The 15185-nt window shown below is 38.0% G+C and carries 13 protein-coding genes; 6 read left to right on the top strand and 7 right to left on the bottom strand.

Annotation, left to right across the window (positions count from 1 at the left end):
• The first annotated feature begins 57 nt into the window (after positions 1–57).
• Positions 58–2733: an aconitate hydratase AcnA gene (gene acnA / locus MMG00_RS04835; RefSeq protein ID WP_242152182.1), complete on the top strand. Its 2676-nt coding sequence runs from the start codon at positions 58–60 to the stop codon at positions 2731–2733.
• 371 nt (positions 2734–3104) lie between these two features.
• Positions 3105–3326: a YMGG-like glycine zipper-containing protein gene (locus MMG00_RS04830; protein WP_242152179.1), complete on the top strand. Its 222-nt coding sequence runs from the start codon at positions 3105–3107 to the stop codon at positions 3324–3326.
• Between the two features lie 208 nt (positions 3327–3534).
• Here the strand turns inward: MMG00_RS04830 and MMG00_RS04825 are convergent, their stop codons facing one another.
• A complete protein-coding gene (locus MMG00_RS04825; protein WP_242152176.1) occupies positions 3535–4722 on the bottom strand; it encodes a benzoate/H(+) symporter BenE family transporter in 1188 nt (395 codons plus the stop codon).
• 94 nt (positions 4723–4816) lie between these two features.
• On the opposite strand from MMG00_RS04825, the gene MMG00_RS04820 reads away from it, so the two are divergent.
• On the top strand, positions 4817–5380 hold the full coding sequence (locus MMG00_RS04820) for a helix-turn-helix domain-containing protein (RefSeq protein ID WP_242152173.1): 564 nt from the start codon (positions 4817–4819) through the stop codon (positions 5378–5380).
• 174 nt (positions 5381–5554) lie between these two features.
• Here the strand turns inward: MMG00_RS04820 and MMG00_RS04815 are convergent, their stop codons facing one another.
• From MMG00_RS04815 to nhaA, 3 genes are all read right to left on the bottom strand, one after another.
• Complete coding sequence (locus tag MMG00_RS04815; protein WP_242152170.1) at positions 5555–6142, bottom strand: hypothetical protein; 588 nt, start codon at positions 6140–6142, stop codon at positions 5555–5557.
• Between the two features lie 181 nt (positions 6143–6323).
• Positions 6324–7337, bottom strand: coding sequence for a CNNM domain-containing protein (locus MMG00_RS04810; protein WP_242152166.1), 1014 nt, complete (start codon positions 7335–7337; stop codon positions 6324–6326).
• Between the two features lie 153 nt (positions 7338–7490).
• The gene (nhaA, locus tag MMG00_RS04805) at positions 7491–8639 is read right to left on the bottom strand and encodes a Na+/H+ antiporter NhaA (protein WP_242152162.1); all 1149 of its coding nucleotides are present in this window, start codon (positions 8637–8639) and stop codon (positions 7491–7493) included.
• A 370-nt stretch (positions 8640–9009) separates the two neighbouring features.
• On the opposite strand from nhaA, the gene MMG00_RS04800 reads away from it, so the two are divergent.
• Positions 9010–10350, top strand: a complete 1341-nt coding sequence (locus tag MMG00_RS04800) for a YjiH family protein (protein WP_242152161.1) — start codon at positions 9010–9012, stop codon at positions 10348–10350.
• A 179-nt stretch (positions 10351–10529) separates the two neighbouring features.
• Here the strand turns inward: MMG00_RS04800 and MMG00_RS04795 are convergent, their stop codons facing one another.
• From MMG00_RS04795 to MMG00_RS04785, 3 genes are read right to left on the bottom strand one after another with little or no spacing between them, the layout of a single operon-like run.
• Entirely contained in the window at positions 10530–11087 is a 558-nt protein-coding gene (locus MMG00_RS04795; protein ID WP_242152158.1) for a hypothetical protein, read from the bottom strand.
• A gap of 25 nt (positions 11088–11112) precedes the next feature.
• Positions 11113–11835 carry a Sir2 family NAD+-dependent deacetylase gene (gene cobB / locus MMG00_RS04790; protein ID WP_242152155.1) on the bottom strand — a complete coding sequence of 241 codons (723 nt, stop codon included), beginning with the start codon at positions 11833–11835 and terminating at the stop codon, positions 11113–11115.
• 29 nt (positions 11836–11864) lie between these two features.
• Positions 11865–12494 carry a TetR/AcrR family transcriptional regulator C-terminal domain-containing protein gene (locus tag MMG00_RS04785; protein ID WP_242152152.1) on the bottom strand — a complete coding sequence of 210 codons (630 nt, stop codon included), beginning with the start codon at positions 12492–12494 and terminating at the stop codon, positions 11865–11867.
• A 98-nt stretch (positions 12495–12592) separates the two neighbouring features.
• Between MMG00_RS04785 and MMG00_RS04780 the strand changes: the two genes are divergently transcribed.
• Positions 12593–13627, top strand: coding sequence for an HlyD family secretion protein (locus MMG00_RS04780; RefSeq protein WP_242152150.1), 1035 nt, complete (start codon positions 12593–12595; stop codon positions 13625–13627).
• Positions 13628–13648: 21 nt separating this feature from the next.
• Positions 13649–15184, top strand: a complete 1536-nt coding sequence (locus MMG00_RS04775; protein ID WP_242152147.1) for an MFS transporter — start codon at positions 13649–13651, stop codon at positions 15182–15184.
• Position 15185: the final 1 nt, after the last annotated feature.

Here is a 15185-nt window from a genome sequence, read left to right as displayed (position 1 = left end):
ATATAAAGTTTTTAAAGGGTTAAGCAGATTATTTTTTATTAAACTTAGGAGGTCAACATGAGTAAAATTAACTCATTAAACACTCTCTCTACCTTAAATGTTGGTGGCAAAGAGTACCATTACCATTCGATCAAGAAAGCAGAAGAGAAATTAGGGGATCTTTCAAGACTCCCAAAATCTATGAAAGTTCTTCTTGAAAACTTACTTCGCTTTGAAGATAACATCACGGTTAATGCTGATGATATCGCAGCAATTGGTGAATGGGCTCGTAACCGTACATCTAAACGTGAGATCCAATATCGTCCTGCACGTGTTTTAATGCAAGACTTTACGGGAGTTCCTGCGGTTGTTGACTTAGCAGCGATGCGTGATGCAATGGTAAAAGCGGGCGGTGATGCTAAGCATATCAACCCACTTGCACCTGTTGATTTAGTCATTGACCACTCGGTCATGATCGATACATTTGGATCAAATTCATCTTTTGATGAAAACGTGAAGCTCGAAATGGAGCGTAACGGTGAGCGTTATGAATTCTTAAAATGGGGTCAAAACGCATTTGATAATTTCCGTGTTGTTCCACCAGGAACAGGAATTTGTCACCAAGTAAACTTAGAGTTCCTCTCACAAGTGGCTTGGACAAATGAGCGTGATGGTAAAACATGGATCATGCCAGATACATGTGTTGGTACTGACTCACATACGCCAATGGTTAACGGGCTTTCAGTGCTTGCTTGGGGTGTTGGTGGTATCGAAGCGGAAGCTGCGATCTTAGGTCAACCAATCTCAATGGTTATTCCAGAAGTTGTGGGTTTTAAATTAACAGGGAAACTTGTTGAAGGCGTAACCGCAACGGATTTAGTTTTAACTATCGTTGAAATGCTTCGTAAAAAAGGCGTTGTTGGTAAATTCGTTGAGTACTATGGTGATGGTCTTAAAGATCTTCCACTTGCAGACCGTGCAACGATTTCAAACATGGCGCCTGAGTATGGTGCAACAGTTGGTTTCTTCCCGGTGGATGACATTACGCTTAACTACATGCGCTTAACGGGCCGTGATGAAGAGATCATTGCTCGTACTGAAGCTTATGCAAAAGAGCAAGGTTTCTGGGGTAATGATGGTGATGAGCCAGTATTTACAGATACATTAGAACTTGATCTTGGTAGCGTTGTGCCAAGTATGGCAGGTCCTAAGCGTCCACAAGACCGCGTAACTTTACCAGGTCTTAAAGATGCATTTGATAAATTTGTTGCAGATAGCAATGATGACATCAATAAAACTGCTGATATCTATCTTAACGATAAGAAAGAGACACTCCATCAAGGGGATGTTGTATTTGCAGCGATTACCTCATGTACTAATACCTCTAACCCAAGCGTGATGATGGCGGCTGGATTAGTTGCTGAAAAAGCAGCTAAATTAGGTCTTAACCGTAAACCATGGGTAAAAACATCTCTAGCGCCTGGTTCTAAAGTGGTTAGTGAGTATTTAGATAAAGCTGGTTTAACGAAGTATCTTGATGAAGTTGGATTTAACTTAACAGGTTACGGTTGTACGGCTTGTATCGGTAACTCAGGTCCATTAATTACAGAAGTTGGCGAAGCAATCGATCAAAATGATTTTGCAATGTCTGCGGTTATTTCTGGTAACCGTAACTTTGAAGGTCGTATCCATCCACAAATCAAAACAAACTGGATTGCATCACCACCACTAGTTGTGGCATTTGCAATTGCAGGGACAACGCGTATTGATATCTCTAAAGATCCTATTGCGCAAGATAAAGATGGAAACGACGTATTCTTAAAAGACATTTGGCCTTCAAACCAAGAGATCGCTGATGCGGTAGCAAAAGTTGATGGCACAATGTTCCGTAAAGGATATGATGGCGTGTTTGATGGTGATGCTCACTGGCAAGCGCTTGATGTTGCAAAAACTGAGACATTCCAATGGAATGAGAACTCAACGTATGTTCAGCATCCGCCATACTTTGAAAAAATTGACCAACCAATTGCCGCGCTCAAACCAATTGAGAATGCAAGCGTTCTTGCATACTTTGGTGACTCAATTACAACTGACCATATCTCACCTGCGGGTGTAATCATGGCAGGTGCTCCTGCTGGTTTATACTTACAAGATAAAGGTGTAAGCCCTAAAGACTTTAACTCTTATGGTTCACGTCGTGGGAATCACCAAGTGATGATTCGTGGTACTTTTGCTAATATCCGTATCCGTAACAAAATGCTTACAGATGTTGAAGGCGGTTACACGAAGCATATTCCTACTGGTGAAACATTACCAATTTATGATGCAGCGATGCGTTATGAAGCAGAAAATACACCTTTAATCGTGTTAGCAGGTAAAGAGTATGGTTCAGGCTCAAGCCGTGACTGGGCAGCTAAGGGTCCAAACCTTTTAGGTGTTAAAGCAGTTATCGCTGAGAGCTATGAGCGTATTCACCGTTCAAACTTAATCGGTATGGGAATTCTTGCGCTTCAGTACAAAAATGGTGAAAATGCAGAGAGCCTTGGTTTAACAGGTGAAGAGTCATTCACAATTAACTTTGATGATAGTATCAAACCAGGTCAAGATATCGAAGTGTCAGCGAAAAAAGCTGATGGAACTGTTGTAAACTTTACAGTTCTTTGCCGTATCGATACCTTAAATGAAGTCGATTACTTCAAATCTGGCGGTATCTTACATTACGTTCTTCGTGAAATGATTGCAGAGCATAAATAAGAGAAAACTCTCTATCAAATATTAAAATAGGCGATAGCAAAAGTTTAAAAAGAGGCATGAATAGATGCCTCTTTTTTTTTGTGTCTATATTTTTTTAAAAAACATACAAGATAAATAACGTCAGAAAAGGGCTGTTATTACTGAGGCGGTTAGGTACTGATACGAATATAACCTTAGGTGGTTTTATTGGAAAAAAGGTTGGCAAAGCTTTATAAGCCTTATAAAGGGGGATATTACATTCTATATTTATCTATGAAGATAATTGTGATGTAATACTTCATATCATGAAGATCATGAGCATTTATAGGGATAATTTATAATTGTGATATCATGGAGTTATAATTATTAATCCCGATAAAAGGAGAAGGTCTATGAAATCAATAATGAAAATGATGGCATTAGTAGGCGTATTAACTATAGTAGCGGCATGTTCTACATGGGATGGAATGAGTAAAAGCGAGAAGGGAACTGTGATAGGAACTGGTGCCGGCGCTGTTATTGGTGCTCAAATGTCTGATGGACGAGTTCTTGGGACTGCAGGTGGAGCCGCTGTTGGGGCGCTTATTGGTAACCAAGTTGGAAAAAACCTATAGTTCGTCATGAAGTGTTGAAAAACCCTCAGAAAATAACTTTTTTGAGGGTTTTGTATTTCTATATAAGTCATAAGACATAAGACATAAGACATAAGGCATAAGATATAGAGATCCTTTTAAGAAAAAACACTCATATATAAAAGGGAATCCTTATGTTGCTAGCAAGTCTGTATGGCTATTTAGGATCTTATTATTTTATTAGCGCATTTTATTTTGATTTATCTTTTTGGCGTTTAGAGAGGATGTGATAAGCCATAATCCCTCCAAGTAAGCCCCAGAAAGCAGATCCAATTCCCAATAGCGTAATGCCAGAAGCTGTAAATAAAAAACAGATCATTGCCGCATCCCTATCACTATCATCCTTTAGGGATTGGTAGAGGCTGTTAGTTAATATTGTTAGTAGGGCAAGACCGGCTAATAGTTGAATGAATGCAGTTGGTAATCCATCAAATAAAATAAAAATAACGCCCCCTAATAGGCCTGCAATAAGATAAAAAACACCCGCCCAAATGGCCGCGATATATCGCTTTTCAGGATTTGGATTCACATCTGGATGCAGACAAATAGCTGCTGTAATTGCGGCAATGCAGATGCTAAAGCCCCCAAAGGGCGCTAAAATAATAGCGGCAATGGATGTCCAGATTAATAGACTTGATATTTTTGGAGAGTAATCATTTGCTTGTAAAATCGCAATAGCGGGGGCATTTTGGGAAACGAGTGAGACAATAAAAAAGGGAATCCCCACACTAATCAAAGAGGTGATTGAAAATTGCGGCATAATAAAAGAGGGGGCGACAAAGGGAGCCTCAATAGGGGTAAATTGTAACTTCCCCTGTAGCGAGATTGTTATAATCCCAATAATCAAGACGATAATCATGGCATACAGGGGAAAATAGCGCCGAGAAAATAGATAGGTGATAAGCATTGTGATAGAGAGGATCAGATTCATCTCTAGTGCATCAAAGAGCCTAAGTCCAAATTGTAGTAAAATTCCTGCTAGCATCGCTGAAGCGATTGACCTTGGGATTAAACTGATGAGTTTTGAAAAAATGCCCGTTAGACCGCAAATAAGCATTAAAGCCGATGCAAAAATAAAAACACCAATCGCTTCATTGATGGGAGTCTCTGATAAGCTTGTTGCGAGAAGCGCAATTCCTGGTGTTGACCAAGCGGTAAGGATTGGCGTTTTATAGTAAATTGATAATGCAATTGTCGTAATTCCCATACCAATTCCAAGCATCATTAGCCAGCTGCCCATCTGTGTATTGCTTAATCCAAGTACTTCTAAAGCTTGAAGAATAATTGCTACAGAGCTCGTATAACCAACGAGAACAGCAATAAAGCCGGTTAACATCATGGTGTAGGAAAAAGATCTTAAAAATGTTAAATTACGCATAGTATATTTGGGCTCAATATCAAAGAGTGCTATTGATGAGCATAGCATTGTCTGTTATAACGGACAAATATTTTATGATTTTAAGGTCTATCACATGAAAAATGCTTCCCCTAATATTGCCAAAGCGTTAAAAAACTTAAGAGCCGAGCGAGGGCTTAGTCTTAGTAAAACTGCGGAATTAACGGGCGTTAGTAAAGCAATGTTAGGGCAGATTGAATTAGGTCAATCAAGTCCCACCATTGCGACATTATGGAAGATTGCTACGGGGTTTAATGTCGCTTTTTCAACTTTTTTGGAAGATGAAGTGAGTACTTTTTTTGAGCCTGAATTATATCCCTTTAAAGAGACCTCCGCTTTTGAGAAAATTGATGCGCAAATGCGAGTAACTCCGCTAATTCCTTTTGACCCCAAGCTTAAAACTGATCTCTTTAAAATCGAGCTGGGCCCAGGAATTTTGAGTAAGTCATCTCCCCATGAAGTCGGCGTTATTGAGCATGTTATCGTTTTTCAAGGGATTTTAACGTTAACGATTGATCAAAAAGAGTATCAGATTAAACATGGTGAATCCTTGCGCTTTTCTGCAGACATTACTCATATGTATGAAAATAGAGGCAAGGAGAGTGTGATTTTTCACAACCTAATCCATTACCCTCGTTAAATTTGAGTTAGGAGGGTTATGGTAAGAGGGTGATAGAAAGGGATCGAGCTATTAATCCTTAACAGTCCACAAAAAAATAATCTTTAAATATCTATTATGAAGTCTCTAATAGTAGATATAGTAGCCATCAATTGGCTGATATGATGATCCTGTCATCAATGTGATTAATCCCGATTAAGCGTTAGGCGCTTTATACTTTTGATAAAAGCTATTGCCGCAGACTCGTTTAATAAAATCTAAATTCGTTGTTGTAGCAGATAGGGGTTTATTTTGGGCAAGATAGATAAAATGTTGTTGCACATTACCGGCGGTATCTAATGGAGTAGGTTTGCCATTTTCCCAGCGATTTACATCATAATTGATGCAGTAGCCAACAGTTTTCCCATCATTTTTAGCTTTCACTGTCATGATTTGATGATAGTTAAAGTGATAATTTTGATTCGCTGCTTCTAACTCTTTTTTAGCATTATCATTTAATGCAAAAGGACGAGATAAGCGATCAATCGCAGCAGGATATTCTCGCTCTAGCTTTTGGGTGGCAAATTTTTTCTCGCTACTGGTTGCTGCGCTATAGGTCACGCCTGTTTTAGTGAGATCTAGGCTATATTGCTCCCACTCTTTGCTCTCTTGTACAAGAGGCGTTGTCCCTTCTAGAATATTAGAAAATTTAGTCAAGGCATTGATATAGCTACTGCTTCCGTCAGTACTACAGCCTGCTATCATTAAGGCTGTTAATGATATTGCGATTTTATAGGATTTCATGGTTACTCCTTAGATTTTGATAGTGGTAGCTAATTTTAGGCCTTGAATAGCCGATCTTTTATAAAGATTTCATTCACTATAATAAAAACACCATCATAAATAAAATAATAAAAGATTAAATATATAGATATATATTTACTTATTAATGGTATTTACCTTCAAAATCTAGGAGGTACGCCGGTTAATTCCGGCGCATTTCCCAGCGCTTTTTAGCTAATAATCGCATATCTTGAACGATATCTGTCTCATCCATGATCTCCTCACCAATGATTTTCTCTAAGATATCCTCTAGCGTGATAATTCCAAGCCAGCTTCCAAATTCATCATAGATGAAGGCAAGGTGTTGTTTTTCATCTAATAGTTTACGAAAGGCGCTTTTCACACTAATGGTATCAGGCAGAACAAGCGCTGGTTTTTCCGCAAAATCTAATAGACTTTTATCACTATGTACTAAATCTACAAAATCATGCCTAAAAAAGACGCCTAAAGGATTCTCTTCTTGATCCACAATAGGATAGCGAGAGAATTGGTTCTGATCGATGATCTGTTTTAAGGTTTCTAAATCGGTGTTTGGGGTAATTGCTGCCGTCACAACACGAGGAGTCATGATCGTTGTTAAATCGACTTCATCTAAGTCTAAGATATTAAAGATCACTTGTTGTTCTGCTTGCTCAATAGCTTTTAACTCTTTAGCAAGTCCTGTGATTGATTTAATCTCTTGGCGTAAGTTCGCCTCATCTTTGCTATTGCCGATAAGACGCATGATAAGATCTGACATCCAAATAAAAGGTGTTAAGAGCAATATCATCGGGTTTAAGATGGTCGGTAAAATAGGACTTAATCTACGCCAATATTTGGCACCTAATACTTTAGGGATAATCTCTGATAGAACCAAGATTAAAACCGTCATAATAGCAGAGGCGATTCCTAAATAACCATTACCGTAAAGGTTTGTAACTTGCGCTCCAACACCTGCAGCACCCACGGTATGAGCTACTGTATTTAACGTTAAAATTGCGGCAAGAGGACGATCAATTTTATCCCGTAGCTTTTTGAGTTTAGGATAAAGATTGGGGCGATCAAATTTTTGCTGAGAAATGAAGCTAGGTGTTAAAGAGAGAAGAACTGCTTCTAAAATTGAGCAGATAAAGGAAATCGAGATTGAAGCAATCACGATTAAAAGTAATAGGAGCATTGATATCTCTATGAAATTAAGGAAAATTGATTATAACGAATTTTATAAAATAAGATTGAAAAATTTATGGTCTAAAGAGACATTTACACTTAGTAAAAAGCCCTAAATAATATTAGGGCTTTACTTTCTGATATCTAAAGATATTTTTCTTAATTATTGGGATTTTTGAGGGTTAAATCTTAATAGCAGATATCCTAAAACACCTGAAATTAAGGAGCCTAAAAATACCCCAATTTTACTTAGATCTTGAAGCTCAGGGCTAGCGAAAGCTAACATGCTGATAAATAGACTCATCGTAAATCCAATACCGCAAAGTAGAGCAATCCCATAAACTTGTAACCAGCTTGCGCCTGTAGGACGTTTAAAGATTCCTAGTTTCTCCCCAATAAAGACCATGCCAAAGACGCCAATCTGTTTACCAAAGAAAAGACCAAATGCAACGCCTAAAACAATAGGGTGCGTTAACATGGAAAGCTCTAATCCGGCAAAAGAAACACCGGCATTTGCAAGCCCAAAGAGGGGGATAATTAAGAAGCTTACCCAATTACTTAACCCATGTTCCCACGCAATAAGCGGCGCTTCTCCTTTTGCGTTTGTTTTTGCATTTTTTAAAGGAATCGTCATCGCTAAAATCACACCGGCAAGGGTGGCGTGAATTCCTGATTGTAAAACTAAGAACCAAAGAATTAAACCCACCGCAATGTAGCAATATTTGTTAGTAATTTTGGCGCGATTGAGAATAATAAGTACCCCTAAAGCAGCGGCTGCTCCTAAGAGATAAAGTAGATTAAGTTCGTTACTGTAAAATACGGCAATAATTAAGATGGCCGCTAGGTCATCAATAATCGCTAGTGCTGTTAAGAATACTTTTAATGATAAAGGGACGCGGCTTCCTAAAAGTGCCACGATTCCTAAAGCAAAAGCAATATCTGTTGCTGTAGGGATTGCCCAGCCGCTAATTGCGGCAGCATCATTTTTATTTAACATAAAATAAATGATTGCAGGAACGGCAAGTCCTGCAAATGCCGCAAGCCCTGGAAGAATTCTCTGGGAATTGGTGGCAAGTTCACCACTAATAAATTCACGTTTGAGCTCTAAGCCTACATAAAGAAAGAAGATAGCCATTAAAGCATCATTAATCCAGTGGAGAACGGATAATCCGGCAATATAGCTCCCTAAAATCGTAAAGTATTGTTCTGATAAAGGGCTATTAGCAATTAATAAACCGAGGATGGCTGAAAGCATTAAGATAATGCCACCGGCAGTGGGAAGAGAGAAGAAATATTTAATTTTCTGGTACATCTAGGCTCCTAAATTGAGTCAGGTGTCATTTTTTATTGAGTGCTTGGTTAAGGAGTGCAGTTTACTAAAAAAAATAGCTGATCTAAATCATAAATTTATAAATGCCTGGATAAATTTTGATCATTTCTTGTGTTCTAATATTAGCATTGAATACATTTGTCTATACTTTTATAAAAACAGGGGTTTTAATCGTTTTTTAATAATCAAATACTAAAAGTGTGATATTCCATTTACCCTCTATTTTTCTAACTAGATATCTGTTTTATGGCGGACAGATTCATGTTTTTAAAATAGTGATCATCATGATAATATGTATATACATTGTTTAAAAGGCTAGATGCCGTGATAATAATAAAATAAGGTGAGGAAAATGGTCAATAAGGTTTCAGTCAATGCAAATAGGGAGAATTCTTCCGATAATCGTTTTTTTTTAATAAAAATTCTATTATTGAGTTTAGTTGGGATTTTTGCTTTTTTTATCTCTATTGATATAGGCGGAAAAGAGACTATTTTACTAGATCATATCGCAGGATTTGTGATTAATGATTTAAGGCCGTTAGCGATTACCGCTATTTTATTAATTATGGCTTATGGGGCAATATCACCCTATGTTAAAGGGCAATATAAAACTTCATTAAGCGAGCTGATCTTTTCGATATTTAAGGTATTAGGCTTTTTATTAGCAATCTTGTATTTGACTAAAACTGCTCCTTCATGGGCAATGCAGCCAGATATGCTTCCTTTTTTATTTGAAAAGCTAGCATTATCTGTTGGGCTCTTAATTCCCATCGGCGCAATTGCGCTTACCTTTTTAATCGGCTTTGGGTTATTAGAGTTTGTTGCAGTCTATATGGAAAAACTGATGAGACCACTATTTAGAACGCCAGGAGCCTCGGCAATAGATGCAGTCGCATCATTTGTAGGCAGTTATTCCATTGGTCTATTAATTACAGATAGAGTCTTTAAACAGGGAAAATATTCACCCAGAGAGGCGGTGATTGTAGCAACAGGATTTTCTACGGTATCGGCAACATTTATGATTATTGTGGCTAAAACTTTAGATCTGATGGGGTCTTGGAATTTCTTTTTCTGGAGTACTTTTTTAATCACTTTTGCCGTTACAACTATTACTGTCTATCTTCCCCCCATTTCAGGATTAGATAATATTGCGAAAAATCCACTACCAGAAGCGCCTAAAAGGGGGAGGTTTGCCCATGCGAGAGCATTAAGTATAGAGAAGTATCAATCTAACCCTCCTTTTTTAAAGCTACTTTGGGATAATTTAAAAGATGGTTTAAGAATGTCTTCTGTGGTGGCACCTTCCATTTTAGCCATTGGCTTTACAGGATTGATTTTATCCAAATATACACCGCTATTTGAATGGCTAGGCGTAGTTTTAAAGCCTATATTAATGCTCACGGGATTTGAAAATGCGCAAGAACATAGTGGCGCTATTGCCTCAGGTCTTGCGGAGATGTTTCTTCCGGCAATATTATTAAATGAGACAGATTTATCTATTCGCTATATTGCCGCAGTAACCTCTATCGGAAGCGTTCTCTTTTTCTCAGGTTCTGTGCCTTGTATTTTAGCGACCTCTATTCCGATCAAAATTTGGCATATTCTTGTTATATGGTTTATTAGAACGGCATTATGCTTACTGTTAGCGAGTCTAGCTTACCGCATAGGAATAATAATGGGCTGGTTGGGATGATTTAAGCGTCAAGAGAGTAGTTTCTTGACTATTTGTTATCTGTAGGTTTTATAACGTAAAGCCCTAATTTTGGATTAATCGCAATCACAGAAATTCCCCCCGTAGTTTGAAAGCATTGAGCTATTTCCCATTGTGATGGGGTAAACCAGCTGCCAGATTGATCTTGATAAAAATCGTTTCTATCGATAGCGTAGATCAATCAACCATCCTTTTTTGCAGGTATGTTCTATAGCTTTTAATTTATAAGCGTAAGTTTGTGCTAATTCTAAAAGAACGCCTCGATAAGTTACTTCAAAAGCGGCTGTGGGGAAATTGGCAATTTCTATAGGTGTTGAAAGCCTGGCTTTATAGAGTCCTTGGCGAATATCTTTAAAATTCTCAAATGGGTATTCAACCGTTCCTGTGCTATTAATCCATGAATCTTTGGGAATGATTATTTCACCAAAAGGGAGTGCTGAAGATAGTGATCTATAGCGTTGTTTATCGGTTTCTAATTGAGATTTTTCTATAAAAAAACGGCCAATAGAATGTACTAAAATACCAGTTAATAGCAATAATATTGGCGTGATTGCTATGGTCATGGTGCTATTTAAAAGGAGTATGCGAAGGCTTGATGGATCTGTTTTTTGACGAAGATAATGACGACGATAAATCCCTAGCGCAAGGAAGATGATCCCTCCAAGTAGCGCAAAAAAGAGAAAAAAGATGAAACCAGCGCCAGCACCAGCTGTCCCCATAAGATGGAATCTCCCTTATTAACTGTTAACCTTGTATTAATTGATGAGTATATTCAGGAACAATCGTGGCAGCAGGTCCATGATAGGCTTCATCAAAAAGCGTCGTACCCCTTGTCGGGTCAAGATTTAATTCAACAGCATGACCGCCACTATTTTTAGCAACTTCAACAAAGCCCGCGGCGGGGTAAACATTCCCAGAGGTGCCAATAGAGATAAAGAGATCTGCTTGAGATAGCGCATGATAAATACGATCCATCTCAAAGGGCATCTCTCCAAACCAGACGATGTGAGGTCTTAGTACTTGCGGTGTATGGCAGCAACTACAACGAGTATCATTAAGGACATCTTGATGCCATTGGTAGACTTTATGCGACTTAATGCAGCGAAGTTTTAACATTTCTCCATGCATGTGGATTAATCTCTGGCTACCGGCTCTTTCGTGAAGATTATCGACATTTTGTGTCACTAATAGAAAATTATCTTGAAGGATCTCTTCTAACTTTACTAAAGCAAAATGTGCAGCATTTGGCATTACTTCAGGTGTTTGTAATTGCCGGCGCCGTTCATTATAAAACCGTTGCACAAGTTCTGGGTTTTTCCTAAAACCTTCTGGTGTGGCAACTTCTTCAATCGGGTGATTTTCCCATAGACCATCAGCTGCACGAAATGTTTTAATGCCAGACTCCGCAGAGATGCCAGCACCGGTTAATATTACCACTCGAGGTTTATTCACCATTAATCTCCCCATATCCCATGATTCATAATAGTGTCTTATTACTAGCTTGTTTTATGTTTTTTTTCAATGCCGGCAATCAATAAATCAAGCCCAAGTTTAAAGCGATCTTCAAAGCTCTCTGTAAAAATCATGTCTCTTGCTTGCCAGTTAATAGGATATTTATTTTGTGTTAAATGAATAAAATCTGCTTTGCGAGAAGAGAGGTTAACCCCATTTTCAGGACTTAAACCTTGCTCTTCCATCACAAGCCCTAAAATGAAATATAAGATATTAAAACTATAATGAACGGCTAAATTGAGCTCAATACCTGCTTTTAATAAGGCACTCATTAGTGCTTCATTTGTTCTTAAAACATTGTCTGAGACAATATAAGTACCTGCAAATACCCGCGCTCCATCTCTATGGATAATTAAGGCTTTACGTAACTCACTGGCAATTTTTTCAATCTGCGCTTGCCAAGTTAAGTTTGGTGCAATTTGGATCGCAACATCTTCAACCATGGCATCTGCTAAACCATCAATCAAGGCTTGTTTATTTGCAAAATACCAATATAAAGAGGGAGCTTGAATATCGAGTGCTTTGGCTAATTTTCGCATAGATAGCCCTTCAATCCCTTCATTATTAAGCAGTTCTAATGCTGTATTGATAACGGCTTCCCGTGTGATCTCCATAAATGCTCCTGAAATAATATTGCTTTATCTAACAGTGTTAGTGTAGCATAAAGATTCAATCTAACACTGTTAGATTAATGATTTTAAGAGAGGACTTTATGAATAGAATCTTTTTACCCATTATTGTCATGATTGGGATAGTTGCGATTTATGCCACCTATAGATGGGACTTTTGGGTGAGCAATAAGGGTATTCAAACGACAGAAAATGCTTATATTGATGCGGATATTACGCCATTAAGTAGCAAAGTTTCAGGGCATTTAGTGACATTGTCTGTCCGTGATTATCAAATGGTAGAAAAGGGGGATGTGATCGCAAAAATAGATGATCGGGAATATTTATTACAGCTAGAAAAAGCACAAGCAACCTATCAAAAAGAAGCGGCCATTTTAAAGAATTTAACCTTAGAAATTGCCCAGCAAGAAGCCGTTGTAGCGCAGGCTCAGGCAAATATTGAAATGGCAAAAATTAGAGTTGATCAGCAAGAGAAGCATTTCCAAAGACAAAAGAGTCTGGTAGGAAAAGGCGCTCTTTCCCAAGAAAAATTTGAAGATACGAAGGCAGAGTTTAATTTAGCAGTAAAATCTTATGCTATTGCCGAGGCTCTGTTTTTGCTTGAAACACGCGCTTTAGAGCTATTACATGGACAAAAACTGATTCGAGAAGCAGAGAAAAAGTCTGCATTTACGGCCGTAGAAATTGCTCAAGATCAGTTAGCAGATACGGTTATTAAAGCGCCATTTTCAGGATATTTAGGAAAAATAATTGCCAAAGAGGGAGAGATTATAAAGATTAATACGCCTATAGTGACAATGATCCCGAGTAATGCGTTATATATTGTGGCCAATTTTAAAGAGACACAATTTGCAAATATCCATCGTCAACAACTTGTTGAAATATTAGTAGATGCTCTTCCTGGCAATAAATTTACCGGAACTATTGAGGAAATCTCTCCTATGAGCGGAGCGAAAGCCTCACAATTACCGATTATTAATACAGCGGGGAATTTTACTAAAATTGTTCAGCGCATTCCTGTCAAAATCTCCCTTGATAAAAATCATCCTCAATATTTACAGTTACGAGCGGGGATGAGCGTGAGAGTGAAGGTTGATACGCAATATTTAGCTCCTTAAACTATTTTCTATGGAGATAAGATGAAACAATTCAAGACAACTTTTCATACCATTTTTCGCATAGGATTATGTCAAAGGGCTTATAAAACCAACTCTTTAGGGATTATTATTGCTATTTTTTTAGCGGCAATATTAGCAACAACAGAAACACGATTAATCTCTGCCGCTATTGCGGATCTTCGAGGTCAATTTTTTTTAGATAATAGGGAATCTGCCGCTTTAGTAACCGCGCTTAATAGCGCCCAATTAATCTCTATGACATTAGCACCGTGGGTCGCCACAGTGATAGGATTTAATCGAACACTTTTATATCCCACGCTTCTATTGGGGATTGTAACCTTCTTAATCCCTTTTGTTTCTAGAGATTATAGTCTTTTATTACTCTTGCATAGCATCTTAGGATTTTGCATCGGTGTTTATCTTCCTTTAACGATCTCCTTAGCCCTTCGTCATGCAAAACCTAATATATGGTTAATGATTATGGCGGCTTATAGTTTGAGGGTCTCCATTGGGATGGATAGTGGTATGGGGATTAGTGGTTTTTTAATAGAAGAGGGGTATTGGCAGTGGATTTACTGGATAAGTGCGGTGATATCTCCTCTTATAGCTTGGCTCTTTTGGAAGAGCATTCCTCTGACACCCATTGAGTTTACGGCTTTAAAAGAGGCAGATTGGTTAGGAATGATTCTTTTTACAACAAGTTTAGTGTTAATTTTTATTGGTTTTGAAGGGGGAGAGCGCTTTGGATGGCAAGATTCTAAAGTTGTCGTGATTAACCTTTTAACAGGTGGCGGATTATTTCTCATATTGATGATTCGGATCTTTTTTTATCGAGAAAGCTTTGGGGCATTAATTGCTTTTAAAAATCAAAATATACTGTTTTGTCTGATTATTGCGTGTTTATTTGGGATATTAATGACGCCCTCTACTTTTTTAATTCCCTCCTTTTTAGAACAGATGGCAGGCTTTAAAGCATTACAGAGTAAAGATGCTACGATGATTATTTTTATCACTTACTTAATGAGTATGCCGTTTGTTATTTATTTAGCGAAAAAAATTGAAGCTAGATATATGATTATTTTGGGAGCATTACTCATTATGATTGCCGGTACTTATGGTTTACAGCTTACTCAAGAGTGGCGAGTGACAGAATTTTTACTGCTATTGATAGTGCAAGCTCTCGGTGAAAGTGTGTTTTTGCTAGGATTAATCGCTGCTTTTGTTACTAATTTAAATCCCGCTCATGGTGTAATCTTAGGAGCTTATATTCCTCTTGCGAGAATTTGTGCACCTATTTTTTCCTCAACCATCATGTTATTTTGGCTCCGCCAGCAAAAAGAGAAGGCTATAGCGCTTTTTGCAGAAAATATTGATAGCGCTGTATTGTTAGAGGATCAGGTGCAAATATTTCCTTTAATAGAAAAAGAAGCCCTTGTTCATGCTTATATCGACAGCTTTTTATTGGTGGTAGCGATCGCTATTGTGGCCTTAATGTTAGCGCTTTGTTTAAAACCTGCGCCGCAAAATCCGATTGCGCCTCCTTATCTTCCTCGTTAGT

Source organism: Ignatzschineria rhizosphaerae (assembly GCF_022655595.1).
Lineage (GTDB): Bacteria > Pseudomonadota > Gammaproteobacteria > Cardiobacteriales > Wohlfahrtiimonadaceae > Ignatzschineria > Ignatzschineria rhizosphaerae.
The sequence above is the reverse complement of the archived record's forward strand: the minus strand, read 5'-3'. Positions and strand labels throughout refer to the sequence as shown.

What these genes read in the sequence shown, in the direction of transcription:
- MMG00_RS04815 (WP_242152170.1), bottom strand. Translation starts at nt 6,142, where the DNA reads ATGAAATCCTATAAAATCGCAATATCATTAACAGCCTTAATGATAGCA.
- MMG00_RS04825 (WP_242152176.1), bottom strand. Translation starts at nt 4,722, where the DNA reads ATGCGTAATTTAACATTTTTAAGATCTTTTTCCTACACCATGATGTTA.
- MMG00_RS04785 (WP_242152152.1), bottom strand. Translation starts at nt 12,494, where the DNA reads ATGGAGATCACACGGGAAGCCGTTATCAATACAGCATTAGAACTGCTT.
- cobB (WP_242152155.1), bottom strand. Translation starts at nt 11,835, where the DNA reads ATGGGGAGATTAATGGTGAATAAACCTCGAGTGGTAATATTAACCGGT.
- MMG00_RS04775 (WP_242152147.1), top strand. Translation starts at nt 13,649, where the DNA reads ATGAAACAATTCAAGACAACTTTTCATACCATTTTTCGCATAGGATTA.
- nhaA (WP_242152162.1), bottom strand. Translation starts at nt 8,639, where the DNA reads ATGTACCAGAAAATTAAATATTTCTTCTCTCTTCCCACTGCCGGTGGC.
- MMG00_RS04800 (WP_242152161.1), top strand. Translation starts at nt 9,010, where the DNA reads ATGGTCAATAAGGTTTCAGTCAATGCAAATAGGGAGAATTCTTCCGAT.
- MMG00_RS04830 (WP_242152179.1), top strand. Translation starts at nt 3,105, where the DNA reads ATGAAATCAATAATGAAAATGATGGCATTAGTAGGCGTATTAACTATA.
- MMG00_RS04795 (WP_242152158.1), bottom strand. Translation starts at nt 11,087, where the DNA reads ATGGGGACAGCTGGTGCTGGCGCTGGTTTCATCTTTTTTCTCTTTTTT.
- MMG00_RS04820 (WP_242152173.1), top strand. Translation starts at nt 4,817, where the DNA reads ATGAAAAATGCTTCCCCTAATATTGCCAAAGCGTTAAAAAACTTAAGA.
- MMG00_RS04780 (WP_242152150.1), top strand. Translation starts at nt 12,593, where the DNA reads ATGAATAGAATCTTTTTACCCATTATTGTCATGATTGGGATAGTTGCG.
- acnA (WP_242152182.1), top strand. Translation starts at nt 58, where the DNA reads ATGAGTAAAATTAACTCATTAAACACTCTCTCTACCTTAAATGTTGGT.
- MMG00_RS04810 (WP_242152166.1), bottom strand. Translation starts at nt 7,337, where the DNA reads ATGCTCCTATTACTTTTAATCGTGATTGCTTCAATCTCGATTTCCTTT.